Origin of the sequence: Sphingobacterium sp., assembly GCF_039596235.1 — a bacterium.
GTDB lineage: Bacteria > Bacteroidota > Bacteroidia > Sphingobacteriales > Sphingobacteriaceae > Sphingobacterium.
Genome location: NZ_JBCNKE010000012.1, coordinates 19,078 through 37,097, shown reverse-complemented (window position 1 = coordinate 37,097; position 18,020 = coordinate 19,078). Strand labels below are relative to the sequence as shown.

Genomic DNA, 18,020 nt, shown 5'->3' with positions numbered 1-18,020 from the left:
TGCACCTATTCAAAAAAAATAATCTTTTGAATAGGATGTCGCTGAGGGCAGCTCTTTTTTTGATTATTTTTTCTTAGCTTAACGGCATAAAACCAACCTGATATGATGATGAAACGTCAACTGAAATTGTGGGATGCGATTATGCTGGTCATGGGCTCGATGATCGGAAGTGGGATCTTTATTGTGTCGAGCGATATGATGCGGCAACTGGGCTCAGGATACTGGCTGGCAATCGTATGGTTGTTGACAGCCATTGCCACGGTAGCAGCTGCAATTTGTTATGGTGAGCTATCTTCCATGTATCCTAAGGCTGGTGGACAATATACCTATCTCACTGAGGTGTTCGGCAAGCCTGTAGGTTTTTTATATGGTTGGAGTTTATTTACCGTTATTCAGACTGGTACGATCGCGGCTGTCGCGGTTGCCTTTGGTAAATTTACCGCCTATCTGATTCCGCAATTGAATGATGCGGCACCGATATTTCAACGTGGAGACTTTAAGATTACCTGGATACAGATACTCGCTATGGGAGTGATCCTCCTGCTGACCTATATCAATACCCGTGGCATCAAGAGCGGCAAGTCGGTACAGTCTTTTTTTACCTCAGCAAAGATTATCGCTTTGGTTTTATTGATCATAGGTGGGTTGTTTCTGATTAAAGAAAATCATTTCTCCGAAAATATGGCTTACAGCTGGGATGCTTTTCAGAACTTGAAAGGCGAGGGCTGGATGGGGATTTCAGACGGCGCTTTAATGGGAGCACTGGCAGCAGCCATGGTAGGCTCGGTCTTTAGTAGTGTTGCCTGGGAAAACGTGACCTTCGTGTCAGGTGAGATTGTGAACCCGCAGCGTAACGTGGTGCGTGCGCTCGTGATCGGAACGAGCCTTGTTATGCTATTGTACATCTCTTGTAACTACATCTATCTTTCTGCTTTGAGCCGCGAAGAGATTGCTTTTGCGACAAATGACCGGGTGGCTATCGCGGCAGCCGAAAAGATGCTGGGGCATACCGGTACGATTGCAATGGCTATCTTAGTCATGATATCTACATTTGGCTGTGTCAATGGTCTCGCGCTGTCTGGAGCACGGGTTTTTCAAACGATGGCCAAAGACGGTCTGTTCTTAAAACAGGCCATCCCGAATAACAAATATGATGTGCCTGCCCGGTCACTATGGTTACAGGGCATTTGGGCTTCCTTACTCTGTTTGAGCGGTCAGTATGGCAATTTGCTGGATATGATCTCTTTCGTTATTGTCATCTTTTATATGATTACGGTATTAGGAGTTATTATTCAACGTGTCCGAAAACCAGAAATAGAACGTTCCTATAAGACGTTTTTATTCCCTATTACACCTATTATCTATCTGCTGATCGGTACTATATTTTGTGTGCTGTTGATCATTTATAAACCTCAGTATACCTGGCCCGGTTTTATACTGGTATTAATCGGAGTGCCGGTGTACTTCTTTGCACGTGGCAACAAGAAGAATGATTGAGGTAGGGATATGGTTGCGTCGATTTGTATCGGTATCAATTGCAATACCTGTTGTGTTTCCGGGTAGGATTCAAAGAGGTAAATAGAAAAGGTATACTGTCGGTCGGGCTTTCATACGGCTGCTGATTGCATAGCGTTTGTTTTATACAGGGTAACAAAAAACAGTGAGTAGGTTCTGCATGGGTGGAGTATATTATTGCTTAAAGGACGCTTCAAGTGTCGTTGAATTGCTTTGATAGCTTGTCGTTCTATACTGTGCTGACCTGTTTACATAGAAGTGAATTGTTGAAATTAATTGGCATACAAGCGGTAGTTTTTGTCAAAAAAAGTGTAGCTTTGCTCAAACATTCCCATAATGAAACAGTCGATTTTATTAGACGGACCAAAATTTCAAATCACCATTCAAAGACTATGTCGTCAATTGATTGAGAATCACGGTGATTTTTCAAATGCTGTCGTCATAGGTATTCAACCAAGAGGAACTTTCTTAGCTAAACGTATTGTCAAAGAACTTGAGCGCATGATCGAAAAACCGATCCTGATCGGTGATTTGGATATTACATTTTACCGCGATGATTTCCGTACGAAAGGTAATGCTGGTCCGTTGTTAGCAAATAGCACAAATATCAATTTTATTGTAGAAGGTAAAGATGTCATTTTTATTGATGATGTCTTGTGGACGGGACGAACCATTCGGGCAGCGATGGATGCTGTGCAGGCATTTGGAAGAGCAAGAAGAATTGAGTTGCTTGTTTTGGTCGATCGTCGGTTCTCCAGACAGATTCCGATTCAACCCGATTATATTGGCATACAGGTCGATTCTATAGATTCTCAGAAAGTGATTGTGAACTGGAAAGAGTCTGACGATCAGGATAGCATTATCCTGGTAACGGACAAAAAAACGTCGGGCAGTGATTAGCATTCAGCAGTTTAGCTAAAAATAGCTGTGGAATCTAAAGGACTGTGGGAACACTTCAATTAAAAAATGATTAGTAAATACTTGAATATACTATAAAATGTCATCTGCTGTAGAACAATTAAGTACTCGCCATTTGTTGGGAATCAAAGATCTAAATGAAAAAGATATCCAATTGATTCTGGATACAGCGAGTAATTTCAAAGAAGTCTTAAATAGACCGATCAAAAAGGTGCCTTCTTTACGCGATATCACCATTGCCAATGTGTTTTTTGAAAATTCAACACGGACGCGGCTTTCTTTTGAACTTGCTGAAAAAAGACTATCTGCAGATATCGTTAATTTCGCGGCTTCATCTTCATCCGTAAGTAAAGGTGAGACATTGATCGATACGGTCAATAATATCCTCGCGATGAAGGTCGATATGATCGTGATGCGTCATCCTTATGCTGGGGCTGGTGTGTTTTTGAGTAAACATGTAGATGCACAAATCGTCAATGCCGGTGATGGTGCACATGAGCATCCTACACAGGCCTTGTTGGATTCTTTTTCCATCCGAGAGCGCTTTGGTGATGTTGCTGGACGTAAAGTAGCCATTGTAGGTGATATAACACACTCCCGGGTTGCGCTATCCAATATTCTGTGCCTTCAAAAACAGGGTGCAGAGGTCATGGTCTGTGGGCCAACGACTCTTATTCCAAAACATATTACTTCCTTAGGGGTGAAGGTGGAGCATGACCTGAGAAAAGCATTGAATTGGTGTGATGTTGCAAATATGCTACGTATCCAACTGGAACGGCAGGATATCGCTTATTTCCCTTCTTTAAGAGAATACTCCATGTTATATGGTTTAAATAAGGAAATCCTGGACTCTTTGGAAAAACCGATCACCATTATGCACCCCGGACCGATCAACCGCGGGGTTGAAATCACTTCGGATGTGGCCGATAGTGAGCACTCCATTATCTTAGATCAGGTTGAAAACGGCGTTGCAGTCCGCATGGCCGTACTGTACCTCTTGGCTGGACAACGCGGTTAATTGGCATTTCCGTAACGGAACGAATAAGGCAGTGTGATCGATACAGGATAACCGAATTACAAGGTTCTTCAATCAACAATAGTATGCCTGACTTTATTTTTGGTCGGGCATATTTTTTGTGCAAAATTTCCGTTATAATACAGGGTTATGCACAGATGTTAATAACTTTTGTGTAAAATAGCTCAATTAAAGTATAATTTAGTAAAATGAATAAAACTATCTTCCAAAAGCGCGGGTATTTGAATTGATTTTCAATAAATTTTGACTTGTTTTAAAATAGTCAATCAGCGAAAAGAAGTCAATGGATTTGTGGTTCAAGGCAAATTTACCTCGGTTTGAAGGGAGATTCATTTACATTTGCAGATAAATAACATATTAAGGTTTCACATATTATGTATAAGAAGATTTACCAGGTGGGAGTTGCACTAACCGTTATAGCGACGCCGGCATTAGCGCAACAGACAGAATGGCAACAAATCAACAAGGCTTACAAAACTGGAATGGAATTGTATGAGCGCGGGAAATTCGGTTCTGCATCAGCACAATTTGATCGTGTTGAAGCCTTGCGAACAAAATCCAACCTACAATTGGATGAGACGGAGGAGCTATCTTTATTAAAGGAAAATGTGCGATATTATCAAGCTGTCTGTGCCTTGGAATTGGGCGAGTCGGATGCCGAGAATCGCTTTCTTAAATATATTAAAGATTTTCCCGTCAGCGCTAATTCTAAAGCTGCTTATTTTCAGATCGGTAAATCGTATTATGCCAAAAAGGATTATGTAAAGGCGATCGAATGGTTCACAAAGATCGATAGCAAAAATCTTGCGGGTAAAGAGAATGTGGAATATCGCTTTAAATTGGGGTATGCTTCTTTCATGACGAAAGATTATAAGACTGCAAAACCATTATTTGAAGGATTGAAAGATCAGAAAACTGAATTTCAGGAAGCGTCCATCTACTATTATGCTTACTTATGTTATTTAGATGCGGAATATAAAACTGCATTAAATGAATTTGAGCGTTTAAATGGCTCAAAACAATTTGAGAACAGCTATCCTTACTATATTACAGCCCTGTATTTCCTGGATAAACGTTACGATGATGTATTGGACTATGCATTGCCAATATTATCCCGCACCAAGCAGGAAAACGAGACCGAGATGTTCCGTATTATCGCGGCAACCTATTTTATCAATGGTGACCTAAAAACATCAAAAGATTACTACGATAAGTTCCAGGCACAGGACCAGGGCAAGACCCAAAATAACCAGGATAGCTATCAGATCGGTTATATTGCTTACAAACTGAAGGATTACGATAAAGCGATCACGGAACTGGAAAAAATGACAGAGCCTGATGCTTACTACCAATCCGCCATGATTACCCTAGGGGACAGCTTTCTGAAAAAAGGAAATAAGCAGTCCGCGCGTAACGCATTCTTCAGGGCATCAAAACTGGATTTTGATCCGGCGATGAAAGAGGAAGGTTTGTTTAACTATGCAAAGCTTTCCTACGAATTAGAGTTCCACCAAGTGGCTTTGGCTTCTACACAGGAGTATTTAAAAACCTATCCGAAATCCAAGCGTCAAGAAGAAGCAAAAACGTTGTTGGCAGAAGTCTTGTTGAGTACCAAAAATTATCGTGACGCGGTTGATATTCTGGAGTCTATTCCAACACGTGGTAAAGAAGCAAACGCCGCTTATCAAAAAGTAACTTACTATAGAGGGCTAGAGTTTTATAATGAGCGTGCTTTTGAAAATGCGATTTCTTTATTTATACGTTCGGAGCAACACCGTTATGATGAAGAAATTTATGCCCTGTCTACATACTGGAAGGCAGAAGCGATGTACGAAGTACGTAAGTACGGTGAAGCGGTAACAAATTTCAATAAATTCTTACGCTTGCCAGGAGCAAGTAAAACCGACGTATATGGCTACGCAAATTATGCCCTGGCCTACGCCGCTTTCCGTAATGGAAACTACAATACGGCGGCGAATTACTTTGAACGTTTCTTGGCTTCAGGTGGTTCAAAAGGTTTGGAGATCAATACCCGGAATGATGCCATCGCCCGTTTGGGAGACTCTTATTTCTCATCAAAAAACTATGGTAGAGCTTTGACCGAATATAATAAGCTGATTTCTTCAAAAGCTCCAAGTCAAGATTACGCCCTGTTTCAACGCGGTATTATTCAAGGTCTACAAGGAGACAATAATGGTAAGATCTCAACCTTAAACGCTGTCATTGCGCAGTTCCCAAATTCAAACTATGCAGATGATATTGCTTTTGAGATTCCATATACACGTTTCTTGATGGGCGAAAGCGATCAGGCAATTTCGGGACTTCAATCGATGGTGGAAAAATATCCACGCAGCAGTTATGTGCCTCGCGCGCTGGTAACCATTGGATTGGTTCAATACAATCAGGACAACAATGATGCGGCTTTAGCGACATTCCAACGTGTCGTTGATCAATATGCTGCTACAGATGAAGCGAGACAAGCCATGCGCTCCATCGAGAACATTTACCTGGATAAAGGGGATGCAACCGGATATATTAAATATGCAACAGGAACCAACTTGGGTGATCTTTCCAAATCGGAACAAGATTCGCGGACATTCTCAACAGCGACAACTTTGTTCTCCCGTGGAAATTACCAAGGTGCTGTAGAAGCTGTAAATGCGTATTTCGATAAATTCCCGAAACCGAACCAAGAAAAATATGCACGTTTTGTACGTGCAGAAAGTAATGCGGCCTTAGGTAATACAGAAGATGCATTGCATGATTATAATATTATCTTGAATGACTGGACATCTCCATATACGGAGCGTACATTGATTTCAGTTTCTAATTTATATTTGAAACAAAAGAAATATAATGAAGCGACGCAACTCTTGAAGAAACTGGAGCTGACTTCTGAATATAAAGCTAACTACGGTTTCGCAATCAATAACCTGATGGTTTCCTATTATGAAATCGGTGATTATAAAGAAGCGTTAAACTATACCAACGCTGTCAAAAACTATGAGAAATCCTCGGAAGAGGAGATCGCCAATGCCTTTTTATATGCTGGTAAGTGTTACGTAAAGCAAAACAAAAAAACGGAGGCAATGAAAGAGTTTAGCTTAGCTGCTTTGAAGAGCCGTACTGTATTTGGAGCTGAAGCAAAATATAATGTTGCGGTTATCCAATTGGAAAACAAACAGTACGATGCCTGTATCAAAACGGCTATGGATCTATCTGACAATTTCTCCTCTTATGAATATTGGGTAGCAAAAAGCTTTATTACAATGGCTGATGCTTATGCAGGTAAGGGGGATACATTCCAGGCGAAAGCGACATTGGAATCAATTGTGGATAACTACGATGCGAAAGATGATATTTTGCCTGCCGCAAAAGAACGTCTAAATAAATTGAACAACAAAAAGAAATAGGATACAATGAAGAAGTTGCAAAATAGAAATGTGAAGAAATATACCTTAGCAGCGCTTTTGATGGGCGTGGGATTGAATTCTTTTGCACAGGAAACAGGCAAGAAAAACGATCCTGAAAAACCGGTCACTATTGATTCTTTTGATGTTGTTCGTGATTACAAACCGATTCTTGCTGATGCTGTAAAAATTCGCCGTAGTCCTGATATGACCAACAAACGGGAATATCAGCCCAAATTAAACTATGGTAATATTATTGATAAAAAGTTGGATATCAACACTGGCCTGAAACAATTGAATGTGCAGGAGATACCATTTGCACAACCTTTTGAACACAGCAGCAACTATGTCAAATTTGGAATAGGTAATTATAACTCGATCCTGGGTGAGGCATACTTGGCCTCGGAGCAATTTGAAAATACGCGTTTTGGCTTATTTGCGAAACACTTGAGCCAAAAAGGAAATATCGATGGGCAGAAATTCAGTACACAGGATGTTGGTATTTTTGGACGCCGTGTGCTGGATGCCGTTACGGTAAAAGGTACCTTAGGCTACAACAGATATGGCACGAATTTCTATGGTCAGACATTTGACCAGCCAGGAACAACCTTACTGAATATTTCGCCGGACAAACAGACATTTACCGATATTTATTTAAACGGTGAACTGGCAAGCAATGTTGACCCAAAGAATGAGCAGGCCCTCAGTTATTCTGCGAAAGTAGATGGTTACCTGTTCAAGGATGCCTATAAAGCAAAGGAAAATTCTTTCGCTTTGTCCGGATACTTAAATAAACGCATGAGCGCGTTTAATGTCGGGGCCAACATGAGTGTGACCATGAACAATGTCAAAAACGAAAATGACACGGCGAATGTGAAAAACAATTTGGTTTTGATCAATCCATATATCCGATTTAAAGGAGATAACTATAACGTAACCTTGGGTGCCAACCTGACTTCGGAATTTGGTGACGAGTCCCGTTTCAATGTTTTTCCATCGGTGGAAGCTGATTTTTCTTTGGCTCCGGAATACATCTCTTTATTTGCCGGTGTTAATGGTAATGTGAGACAAGGTTCATTCCGTAACTTTGCAAAAGAAAATCCTTATTTGGCGCCAAATGTCAGAATCGCCAATTCCATTGAAAAATTGAATGTGTATGGTGGTTTAAAAGGCAACGCGGGTGCTACATTTGGTTATAAAGTAAAGGTGTTTTACAAACAGATCGAAGGATTACCTTTGTTTAAGAATAGCGCCTTTGGCGATAATCAAGGGGGCTATATTCCTTGGGCTTTTGATGTGGTTTATGATGGCCAGATCAATAAAGCGAAACATATGGGATTGGAAGGGGAGATCAATGTACGGCTGTCTCAGTTGGTTAATCTAGGCGGTAAAGTGTATATCGACGATTATAACTTGAGCGATGAAGAAGAGGCTTGGGGCTTACCTAAATTTAGGTTGCAGGCCAATGCACGTTTCAATATCTCAGATAAATTCTTTGTGGATGCCGAGCTTTCCAGCCAAGGCAATACTTATGCATATGTTTACGATTATAACACCGATGGTAGCCGTATAGCGGATAGCGGTCATAAAGTGACTATTGCGTCCTTTGCGGATCTAAATGCTGGTGCCGAATACCGAATTAAAAAACAATTTGGTGTTTTCGTGAAAGCAAATAATATCTTTGGTAAGGAATATCAACGTTACATGTATTACCCAAGATTGGGATTCAATGTAATTGGTGGTCTTAATTATTCGTTTTAACGAATTAAGATTATAAATTTGCACTTTAAATCATAAAACAATGAATCTAGGCAAAAACATCAACAGTTTATTAAGGCGCTATGCGGAAGTATACGTGCCCGGAATAGGTGTGTTCAAAAGAATTCATTCTCCGGCCCAATTTGATAAACAGAACAATGTGTTTTTGCCACCTATATCCTATGTCGAACTGGATTATTCTGCACAACATGGATTCAATATTGTGCATTATATCCAACAACAGGAGAATTTGAGTTTGGGGCAGGCGCAGCAAATTCTTGATGATACTGTCGGGGGATTAAGGAACGACTTAGGACAATTTGGACAGGTGAAACTTGATGATCTCGGTCTATTGATTAGTTATGGTTCGAGTTTGGTATTTAAGCCTTTGGACTTATCGGGTTTTAATTTTCAGCCGGTAGTCAATCTTGTTGGCCCGGAAATCGAAACCGTTATTCCGGTGCGGGAGGATGAGCATAGACTTGCTGAGCCAGATGAATCCATTACTCCAGCGCTTGTCCATGAAGAAAGCGATGAACCGATAGCTGACGCTAACAGCGACATTGAGATCGAGGAGGAAGCTGTGAATGAGCAGCCTGTATCGATACCGGCAGAAACTGAGGGGGGGGATACAAGGGCTGAACCAGTTACTGCACCGGTTGACCCTATTGCTCTGGCGCAAGAGGAACATATGGTGGATGAGGATTCCAGTGTTGAAGCTGAGCCTGAAGATACTACAGCTATATCAGTAGCAAATGACGATCACGATAGCCAGGTAGCCACAGAGACAGAGAAAATTGAGCAAAAAGAAATTGGTGCAATTGCCGCAGCAAATTCTGCTTATGCCCCTAATATTTACGAAGAGGAACCACGCAATTCAAATGCGATCTGGTACTGGCTAACAGCGGCTATTGTATTGGTCATGATTGCAGTGGGCGTCTTGTATACCAACCCGGGCTTGAAAAATTCACTGTTCGGGGGAACACAACCAGCTATAAAAGCTGGCACGGATACCATTGTTCAGAAGAATAATTTGCCGACCAAGGATACAACAGGCAATGCGCTTGCAGCGGATAGTTTAAAAGAGGTGGATTCTCTGGCAAAATCGAAAACAGATTCATTGAAAGGTACAGCAGTAGCTGTTGGTAACAAGACCCCTGAAAAGACGCCGGTTTTGCAGGCTGATCCAGTTATAAAAGAATCTATTCCTGTAGCACAACCAAAGTATCAGGTCGTTATTGGTTCTGCGCGTACAATGCTGCAGGCAGAGGAGGAGGCGAAACGACTCCGCGCGATGGGCTACAAGACTGCGCGCGCTGTGGAAGGAAAGTTTAAAAGGAATAGAAAGAAAATCATCTTGAATACCTACATGACAAAAACGGAGGCTGACCTCGCTAAGAAATCGGTAGAGAAAAAAATTGAAGGTGCTTGGGTAGAAACATTATAGAAACTATATAAAACTATTAATAATTATGTCATTAGTGCAAGATACAGCAAAGGCTGCTGTAGATACGTTTAATCAAGCTGCGCAACAACCATTACCTGCTGCTGCTAGTACAGAAAACATGAGTTTGATCGATATGATGATCAAAGGGGGATGGATAATGATTCCAATCCTATTATTGTTCTTTATTGGATTGGTGATCTTTTTTGAACGCTATCTGACTATTCGAAGAGCGGCCAAATATGATAATAGTTTGATGTCACAAGTGAAAGCAAATGTATTGTCGGGCAATTTGGACTCAGCCTTGGCTGTATGTCGTTCCAGTAATACGGCTTTAGGACGTATGTTGCAAAAGGGCCTATTGCGTGTCGGCAGACCGATCAAAGATATTGAAGGAGCGATTGAAAATGTTGGTAAACTGGAAGTTGCCAAATTGGAGAAAAATATCAATATCCTTGGTATTATCGCGGGTATAGCACCGATGCTTGGTTTCGTTGGTACTATCTTTGGGGTAATCAAGATTTTCCATGAGGTAGAATTGGCGGGTGGTATCGATATCGCGTCCGTATCCGGTGGTCTATATGTGAAAATGGTGTCTTCAGCTTCGGGTCTCGCTGTCGGTATTTTGGCTTATTTAGGCTATCATATTTTAAATATGATGGTTGAACGATTGATTTTACGTATGGAAACCGATGCAGTAGAATTTATTGATTTATTGGATGAACCAGGAAGATAATGAACATACGAAGTAGAAAAAATAGACCTTCTGCCGAAGTACATACTTCAGCGTTAAACGACATCATGTTTTTCCTGATGTTGTTTTTCCTGTTGGCATCGGCCGTTTCGAATCCGCAAGTAGTCAAGCTATTGTTGCCAAAGTCAAGCGCCGGCGAGCAATCTGTTGCGAAAAAAACAATTACCGTATCGATCACCAAGGAATTGGGCTATTTTATCGATAAATCCCCGGTTCCAATTGAAGGTTTGGAAGCGGCAATCCAATCACAGATGGCCAGCGGTGAAGAATTGACAATTATGCTGTATGTAGATAATACCGTTCCTATTCAGAACGTGATTTCGGTCATGGATGTAGCCAATCGTCTAAAAGTGAAAGTGGTATTGGCAACAGAACCCAAAAAAGATAAATAGGGGCAATTAAACTTTTTTGAAGTTTATTGTTCATATGTTAATATAGGAGATTTATACAATGAGATATCATCTTCAGCACGAAGAAAATAACTTCCCCAAAGCCTTGGGGATATCTACATTGGTCATGGCATCACTGCTGTTGATTGGCTTCTTTGTGGTTTTTAAGGCGCAGGCCCCAGATGAGTATGGAATGGGAGGCATGATTGTCAACTATGGTACCTCTCCGGAAGGGATGGGCGATGATTATATGAGTGTGGAAGAACCTTCGGTGGATCCCAATGCCAATAATGAGCGTCCGGATCGTATCGACCCTGTGGAGACCCCGACGCCTACCCCAACACAGCAAGTTGCCGAAAAAGCGGTTGTCACACAAGATCTGGAAGAAGCTCCAGCGGTAACCAAGACGGAGAAGAAAGTGGTGTCAAAAGCTCCCGAAACGACCAAGGAGACAAAGGCCGTAGCACCCCAAGCAAATGCGAAAGCGCTTTTCAAAGGGAATAAAAACAACGGTAAGGGCGCTGGTGATGGTACGGGTACAACGCCAGGAAATCAGGGCTCTAAGCTGGGGGATCCTTTGGCGAGCAATTACGGTGAGGGTGGTTCCGGTAATGGCAACATGATGTTATCCATTGAAAATCGTAGCTTCACCCAACGACCAAGTATCGATGACAATGGACAACAAGCCGGTAAGGTCGCCGTTGAATTCAGAGTCAACAAACAAGGGATTATTACCTATGCGCGTGCGGGCGTAAAAGGTACAACGATTACAGATCCTACATTGTTAGAGAAATGTGAACGTGCCGTCCGCGGTGCGCGGTTAAACCAACTGCCGAATGCGCCGGATTCCCAAACAGGACGGATTGTATTCAATTTTAGATTAAGATAAAAATCATTCAAATGAATGCTTATAAAGAGGCAATCGAGTATTTGTATACTCGATTGCCTATGTTTACAAGGGATGGTGCCTCAGCCTTCAAAAAAGACCTTGACAATACCATCAAACTTTGCAATGCGCTGGATAACCCGCAGCAAAAAATCAAAACCTTACATATCGCTGGAACCAACGGAAAGGGATCGACCTCTCATATGCTGGCGGCGATATTAACCCAGGCCGGTTATAAAACCGGACTCTATACTTCCCCTCATCTGCTGGACTTCAGAGAGCGCATCCGTGTCAATGGTGCCATGTGTGAACAGGAATTCGTGACGGATTTTGTGCAGCAACATAAGGCGCTGATCGAGGATGTGCAACCGTCTTTTTTCGAAATTACCGTAGCGATGGCTTTCGACTATTTTGAAAAAAACAAGGTCGATATTGCTGTTATTGAAGTAGGTCTCGGCGGGCGATTGGATAGTACGAATATTATCCAGCCTTTGCTGTCGGTCATTACCAACATCGGCTTTGACCACATGAATATGCTTGGAAATACATTGGCGGAAATTGCAGGAGAGAAAGCAGGCATTATTAAACGGCATACACCGGTGGTGATTTCGGAATATGCTGCCGAAACCGCAACCGTATTTTTGGACAAGGCCCAGGTAGAACAGGCTCCCATCCAATTTGCTTCCAAGATCTATCAAACGAAAATGCTGCATGTAGATCAGGATTACCTAAGTATCGAAGTGATCGATGCAAATGGTACTGAAGATCTTTATCAACTTGATCTCAAAGGATCTTATCAGGTGAAAAATCTCGCTGGCGTCCTTTTGGCAGTCGATGAATTACGTAAGCAAGGTTTTAAAATTAGCCCGCTTCATGTACATGAAGCGCTGAAGCATGTTCAGGCGAGCACAGGTATCCAGGGGCGTTGGCAACAGCTGTCCAAAGATCCTTTTGTCATATGCGATACGGGACATAATGAGGACGGCATTCATGAGGTTATAAAGAATTTAAATAACACAACTTATACTAAATTGCACTTTGTCATTGGAGCGATGCGTGATAAAGACTTAGCGCACATGTTACCTTATCTACCCAAAGATGCTGTTTATTATTTCTCCGCACCGGATATGCCTAGGGCGCTGCCTTCGGCCCTACTGCGTGAGGAGGCTGCAGCTTTTGATCTGGACGGCAAAGATTATGCTTCTGTACAGGAAGCTTTTGAAGCAGCGAAAGCAGCGTATGAAAATGGCGATCTGATTTTTGTGGGGGGGAGTAACTTTGTGGTGGCTGAAGTCTTGGCGGAGATAGCTGATAAGCCATAATATTAAGCGTTAGGAGTAAAGAAAAAGAACCGAAGACATCAGCGCTGTAAGCCTAAACTTATTCTGCATAGTCCATGATCCTTTTTCTTTATTTCCTATCTTTTGGACAGCTTTTTTTAATCGTTAACTGTCAGTTCCCCACGGATATCCTTTTCTACCCAGTAGGCAACTTCTTTTTGATCTTCGAGCTCGCCTTGAAGATACATTAATTTGGTGACAGCCGCTTCAAACGTAAGATCATACCCGTTGAGCACACCAATGGCTTTCAGACCCTGTGAGGTCTCGTACCGCCCAAGTTCGACCGAGCCAACTTTGCATTGTGAAATATTAAGGATATTCTTGCCCTGTTCTATAGCTTCTTTTAATAAATCCAGAAACCAGCTGTCTGTAGTGGTATTGCCGGATCCGAAAGTTTCCATCACAATAGACCTTACATCCGAATCAAGGACAGATTTGATTGTCTGTGCAGATATTCCCGGGAAAAGCTTTAATACAGCAACCCGGTTATCCAATTTGGTATGTAAGATAAATTCTTTGTCAATATTATTTAATAAGGCATCGGTATTGTATTTAAGATGGATGCCGGCCTCCACGAGTACAGGATAATTGGGAGACCGAAACGCCTCAAATTTAGCTGAGTTATATTTGAAAGAGCGATTTCCACGGAATAATTTGTTATCGAAAAGGATACAAACTTCCTGGATGATGGAAACACCGTCTTGTTTTGCTGAAGCAATTTCCAATGCAGTCATCATATTCTCCCGTGCATCCGTACGGATTTCTCCGATTGGCAGCTGCGAGCCAGAAAGGATCACCGGTTTTTGAAGTCCCTCTAACATAAAACTCAATACCGAAGCTGTAAATGCCATGGTATCTGAGCCATGTAGAATTACAAAGCCATCGTAGCTGGCATAATTATCTTTGATGATCTGGGCCATTTCGATCCAGATTTCCGGTTTCATGTTGGAAGAGTCAATGATCGGTTCGAAAGAATGTACGGTCAGTTTATAATCCAGACGGCTTAAATCGGGAAGGTTACGTTTAATCAGCTCAAAGTCAAAGGGAACAAAAGTACCCGTTTCGTCTTTGACCATTCCGATGGTTCCACCAGTGTAGATAATAAATATATTGTGCATGGGGTTCTATAATTATATACCAAAAATACGTTTTGAATTCGCTGTTGTAATTTCTGCGACCTGTTCAATAGACATCGCATGGAGGTCAGCGACCTTTTGGGCGACATAAATCAGGTAGCTGCTTTCATTTTCTTTACCGCGGTAGGGCACAGGGGCAAGGTAAGGGGCGTCTGTCTCCAATACGATATGTTTTAAATCGATCTCTTTGACGACGTTGTCCAATCCTGCCTTTTTAAAGGTCACAACACCACCGATGCCAAGTGCAAAACCCAGATCAATCGCATGCTGGGCCTGTTCTAATGTTCCTGTGAAACAATGCAGGATACCAAATAGCTTGTCGTCTTTAAGTTCTTCCAATAATTCGAACAATTCGGTGAAGGCCTCACGGCAATGAATGTCTATCGGTAAACCGAGTTCCTTAGCCCATTTCACCTGCGTTCGAAACGCATCTTTTTGGATGTTTAGCGTACTTTTGTCCCAGTAGAGATCCAATCCAATTTCACCTATGGCATGGACTTTGTTGTTCTCCAAGCTCTTTTGGATATTGTTTAATTCCTCCAGATAGTTTTCCTTGACATCGCAGGGATGTAGTCCCAGCATAGGAAAGCAGTACTTTGGGTACGCTGCTACCGTATCGAATACAAGTTGGATGGAAGCACTATTGACATTTGGCAAAAACAGTCTTTCGATATGGTTGTCTAAACAACGTTGTAAGTGTTCTTGTAGTTTATCGGTACCAGCATGGTAGTAAATGTGTGTATGTGTATCAGTAAGCAACATAGTTTTCTGCGTGGAGGCAAAAGCGGATTAGGGTAAAAACTTCTTTTTATTATTATCGAATAAAGAGGTAGGCTTCATTACCAAAATTTCAATTCGTTCTCCAAAGATAACTTATTAATTAACAAAATGAAAATTAATAACGGATTCTCTTATCATGGGATATTTATACTGGAAAAATGAAAAAGAGAATTTGAGTCATATATGGGCTATACATTTTTCTTATCTTGGAAAAAATCATGTGTGGTAAAACATACTTTATGATTTGCTGTTAAACAGTATAACGGTTGTTGCCCTATTTTTTAAAGAATAAATGAATCATATGATGAATAAGAAACTATGCATGGGGTTGTTCACCTTTGCGTCGGTTATATGTTTAAATAAGCTGCAAGCGCAATCGTTGGTGGATCCTTCGGTAAAGGAGGTTATTCAAAAGGCCTTTCAGACAAATAAGGAATTAAAACTGAAGGCCTATGAGGTTGATAAAGCGCGGTTGGAGGCCGAAGGGGTAAAAGCCAACAAACTACCACATGTGTCGGCCTTGGGATTATATGGCTATGTGCATAGTAATGGTAGTGTGGATATTCCTACGGTGAATGTTCCGCTTCTGAATTTAGGGCTTTTTGAAGGAGCGACCGGATTTAGTATGCACGGACAAGCTGCATATGCTGGTGTTTCGGTGAAACAGATTATCTTTTCGGGATTACAGATACCTAATGGAATAAAAGCGCTAAAGGAAAAGGCTGTTGCACAGCAATATCTGGAATCTGCCAGCCGGGAGACGCTGTCAAAAGATATTATTGCTTCTTTCGATCAGTTGATGCTTTTGGATGAAGTGGACAAACTTATCGCAGATTCGGAAAAGAGGTTGAAAAAGGAACAAGAAAAGGTCAACAAAGCCATTCAAAATGGACTGGCTATTCCCTATGATCGGGATAAACTCAAACTGGCGCTGCTTGAACTGGAAGAGAAGAAAGTTGAGGTCGCTGGAAACCGGGATCTCCTTTGTCAGAAAATTGAACAGGAAACAGGTGTTTCTTTTCAGGAGGTGGGTGAGATTCATTATGGGCTGAAGCCGATATTTTTGTCAGAAATACCAAATGATGTCGCACAACGATCGGAACTTAAAGCACTTGAAGCTTCATCAAAAGCGTATGAATACCTCTACAAAAAGGAAAAAGGGGGATCTTTGCCCGCTGTTTTTGCCTTTGGGTCAGCAAATTACTTAAATGTCTTCAATTCAAAATTAAGCATTAAAGACCAACCGTTATTGGGAACGGTCAACCTTCCACTAAATTCAATCAAGGGGAGTCCGAATCTCATGGTCGGGTTGGGCGTCAAATGGGACCTTTTTACCGGTGGAGAGCATCATAACAAAATTAAACAGGTCAAACTTGATCAAACCATTAACGCGACAAAAAAGGAGGATACAGAAGAAAAGCTAAACCTCTTATTGAGTAAAAATAAAGTTGGCTATAGCACCGGAAATCAAAAATTAAAGGTAGGGGAGCAGCAGTTAAAGGTTGCTGAAAACAATTTATCCATGGCCGTAAAACAATATCAGGCGGGATTGATAGACGTGACAGAATTGTTGGCTGCTGAAAACGATTGGTATAAGGTCAATCTGGGCTATTTTAATAACGTTTTGCAACAGCGGAATGCAGCGGTTGAATTATTACACACATCTGGAAAATTATTACAAACTATACATGAGTAACATGAAAAATTTATATGGGATACTATCCTTGTCTATTTTTGTTTCCTGTACAAATCAAGTGAAAGAAAAACCCATTGAGGGGAAGGTGGAGCGCGAGCAAGTGACAGTTGTCACAAAAGTACCTGGTAAAATCGCGAAGATCCTGGTTGCCGAGGGCGATTTTGTACATGCAGGGGACACCTTGGCTATTTTGAGTATTCCTGAGGTGGACGCAAAGGAGGAGCAGGCGAAAGGGGCGTTACAATCTGCCGATGCACAATATAATATGGCTGTCAAGGGAGCGACCAAAGGGCAGCTGGTCCAACTGCAGGCAAAGGTGGATGGGCTGAAGGAGCAATACGAGTTTGCAAAGAAATCAATTGGTAGGCTTGAGGCCTTACTGCAGGATAGTTTGATCCCTCAACAAAAGTATGATGAGACTTATGCAAAGTATCAAGGTGCTAAAAACCAATATCTGGCTGCACAGGCAGAAATGGCAGAAGCAAGAGGCGGAGCGAGACAAGAGCAACAGATTATGGCACTAGGACAAAAAGAAAGAGCACTTGGAGCCGTATCTGAGGTTAATGTTGCTGCACAGGAGAAATATGTGATTGCACCTCAGGATATGAGTGTTGAGACGATCAATCTCAAAGTGGGGGAACTCGCGATGGCAGGCTATCCGATTGTTAACGGTTCCCTGGACCGTTCGACTTATTTTAGATTTACATTACCCGAAAATCAGATTGCGAAGTTCCAAAAAGGGGCGACAGTGACAGTGGAGGTGCCCTATCTGAGCAATAAAAAAGTGTCCGCCAAGATTGCTAGCGTAAAAGCCTTGAATTCTTATGCCAATATCGCTTCTGCTTATCCGGATTTTGATCCGCAGCAAGCAGTTTTTGAATTGAAAGTCGTGCCTGAGGATATTGCCGGAACAAAAGATTTGTTAACAAAAACGCTGGTGGTCCTCCATGCGAATTAA

The 18,020-nt window shown here is 41.7% G+C and carries 14 protein-coding genes; 12 read left to right on the top strand and 2 right to left on the bottom strand.

Annotated elements, in window-relative coordinates; translation table 11 throughout:
• Positions 1 to 102 precede the first annotated feature (102 nt).
• The 10 genes from ABDW32_RS21750 to ABDW32_RS21705 all read left to right on the top strand — a co-directional run bounded on the left by ABDW32_RS21750 (position 103) and on the right by ABDW32_RS21705 (position 13,432).
• Positions 103 to 1,497 (top strand): amino acid permease, encoded by a 1,395-nt coding sequence (locus ABDW32_RS21750; RefSeq protein ID WP_343565932.1) that lies wholly within the window; start codon positions 103 to 105, stop codon positions 1,495 to 1,497.
• Between the two features lie 354 nt (positions 1,498 to 1,851).
• Positions 1,852 to 2,415 carry a bifunctional pyr operon transcriptional regulator/uracil phosphoribosyltransferase PyrR gene (gene pyrR / locus ABDW32_RS21745; protein WP_343565931.1) on the top strand — a complete coding sequence of 188 codons (564 nt, stop codon included), beginning with the start codon at positions 1,852 to 1,854 and terminating at the stop codon, positions 2,413 to 2,415.
• Between the two features lie 97 nt (positions 2,416 to 2,512).
• Positions 2,513 to 3,451, top strand: a complete 939-nt coding sequence (locus ABDW32_RS21740; protein ID WP_077438871.1) for an aspartate carbamoyltransferase catalytic subunit — start codon at positions 2,513 to 2,515, stop codon at positions 3,449 to 3,451.
• Positions 3,452 to 3,843: 392 nt separating this feature from the next.
• A complete protein-coding gene (locus ABDW32_RS21735; protein ID WP_343565930.1) occupies positions 3,844 to 6,882 on the top strand; it encodes a tetratricopeptide repeat protein in 3,039 nt (1,012 codons plus the stop codon).
• A 6-nt stretch (positions 6,883 to 6,888) separates the two neighbouring features.
• Positions 6,889 to 8,640 (top strand): hypothetical protein, encoded by a 1,752-nt coding sequence (locus tag ABDW32_RS21730; RefSeq protein WP_343565929.1) that lies wholly within the window; start codon positions 6,889 to 6,891, stop codon positions 8,638 to 8,640.
• Between the two features lie 40 nt (positions 8,641 to 8,680).
• Positions 8,681 to 10,084: a hypothetical protein gene (locus ABDW32_RS21725; protein ID WP_343565928.1), complete on the top strand. Its 1,404-nt coding sequence runs from the start codon at positions 8,681 to 8,683 to the stop codon at positions 10,082 to 10,084.
• A 25-nt stretch (positions 10,085 to 10,109) separates the two neighbouring features.
• Positions 10,110 to 10,817, top strand: coding sequence for a MotA/TolQ/ExbB proton channel family protein (locus tag ABDW32_RS21720; RefSeq protein WP_077438875.1), 708 nt, complete (start codon positions 10,110 to 10,112; stop codon positions 10,815 to 10,817).
• Positions 10,817 to 11,227 carry a biopolymer transporter ExbD gene (locus tag ABDW32_RS21715; protein ID WP_343565927.1) on the top strand — a complete coding sequence of 137 codons (411 nt, stop codon included), beginning with the start codon at positions 10,817 to 10,819 and terminating at the stop codon, positions 11,225 to 11,227. Before ABDW32_RS21720 ends, ABDW32_RS21715 begins: the two co-directional genes overlap by 1 nt.
• Before the next feature lie 58 nt (positions 11,228 to 11,285).
• Complete coding sequence (locus ABDW32_RS21710) at positions 11,286 to 12,113, top strand: energy transducer TonB (protein ID WP_077438877.1); 828 nt, start codon at positions 11,286 to 11,288, stop codon at positions 12,111 to 12,113.
• Between the two features lie 11 nt (positions 12,114 to 12,124).
• The gene (locus ABDW32_RS21705) at positions 12,125 to 13,432 is read left to right on the top strand and encodes a folylpolyglutamate synthase/dihydrofolate synthase family protein (RefSeq protein ID WP_343565926.1); all 1,308 of its coding nucleotides are present in this window, start codon (positions 12,125 to 12,127) and stop codon (positions 13,430 to 13,432) included.
• A 116-nt stretch (positions 13,433 to 13,548) separates the two neighbouring features.
• On the opposite strand, the gene ABDW32_RS21700 is transcribed toward ABDW32_RS21705, so the two are convergent.
• Positions 13,549 to 14,568: a type I asparaginase gene (locus tag ABDW32_RS21700; protein ID WP_343565925.1), complete on the bottom strand. Its 1,020-nt coding sequence runs from the start codon at positions 14,566 to 14,568 to the stop codon at positions 13,549 to 13,551.
• Positions 14,569 to 14,580: 12 nt separating this feature from the next.
• Positions 14,581 to 15,348: a TatD family hydrolase gene (locus tag ABDW32_RS21695; protein WP_343565924.1), complete on the bottom strand. Its 768-nt coding sequence runs from the start codon at positions 15,346 to 15,348 to the stop codon at positions 14,581 to 14,583.
• 319 nt (positions 15,349 to 15,667) lie between these two features.
• Here ABDW32_RS21695 and ABDW32_RS21690 point away from each other — a divergent pair, with 319 nt between their 5' ends.
• Together ABDW32_RS21690 and ABDW32_RS21685 are read left to right on the top strand one after the other, a co-directional pair.
• A complete protein-coding gene (locus ABDW32_RS21690; RefSeq protein WP_343565923.1) occupies positions 15,668 to 17,062 on the top strand; it encodes a TolC family protein in 1,395 nt (464 codons plus the stop codon).
• A 1-nt stretch (position 17,063) separates the two neighbouring features.
• A complete protein-coding gene (locus ABDW32_RS21685; protein ID WP_343565922.1) occupies positions 17,064 to 18,020 on the top strand; it encodes an efflux RND transporter periplasmic adaptor subunit in 957 nt (318 codons plus the stop codon).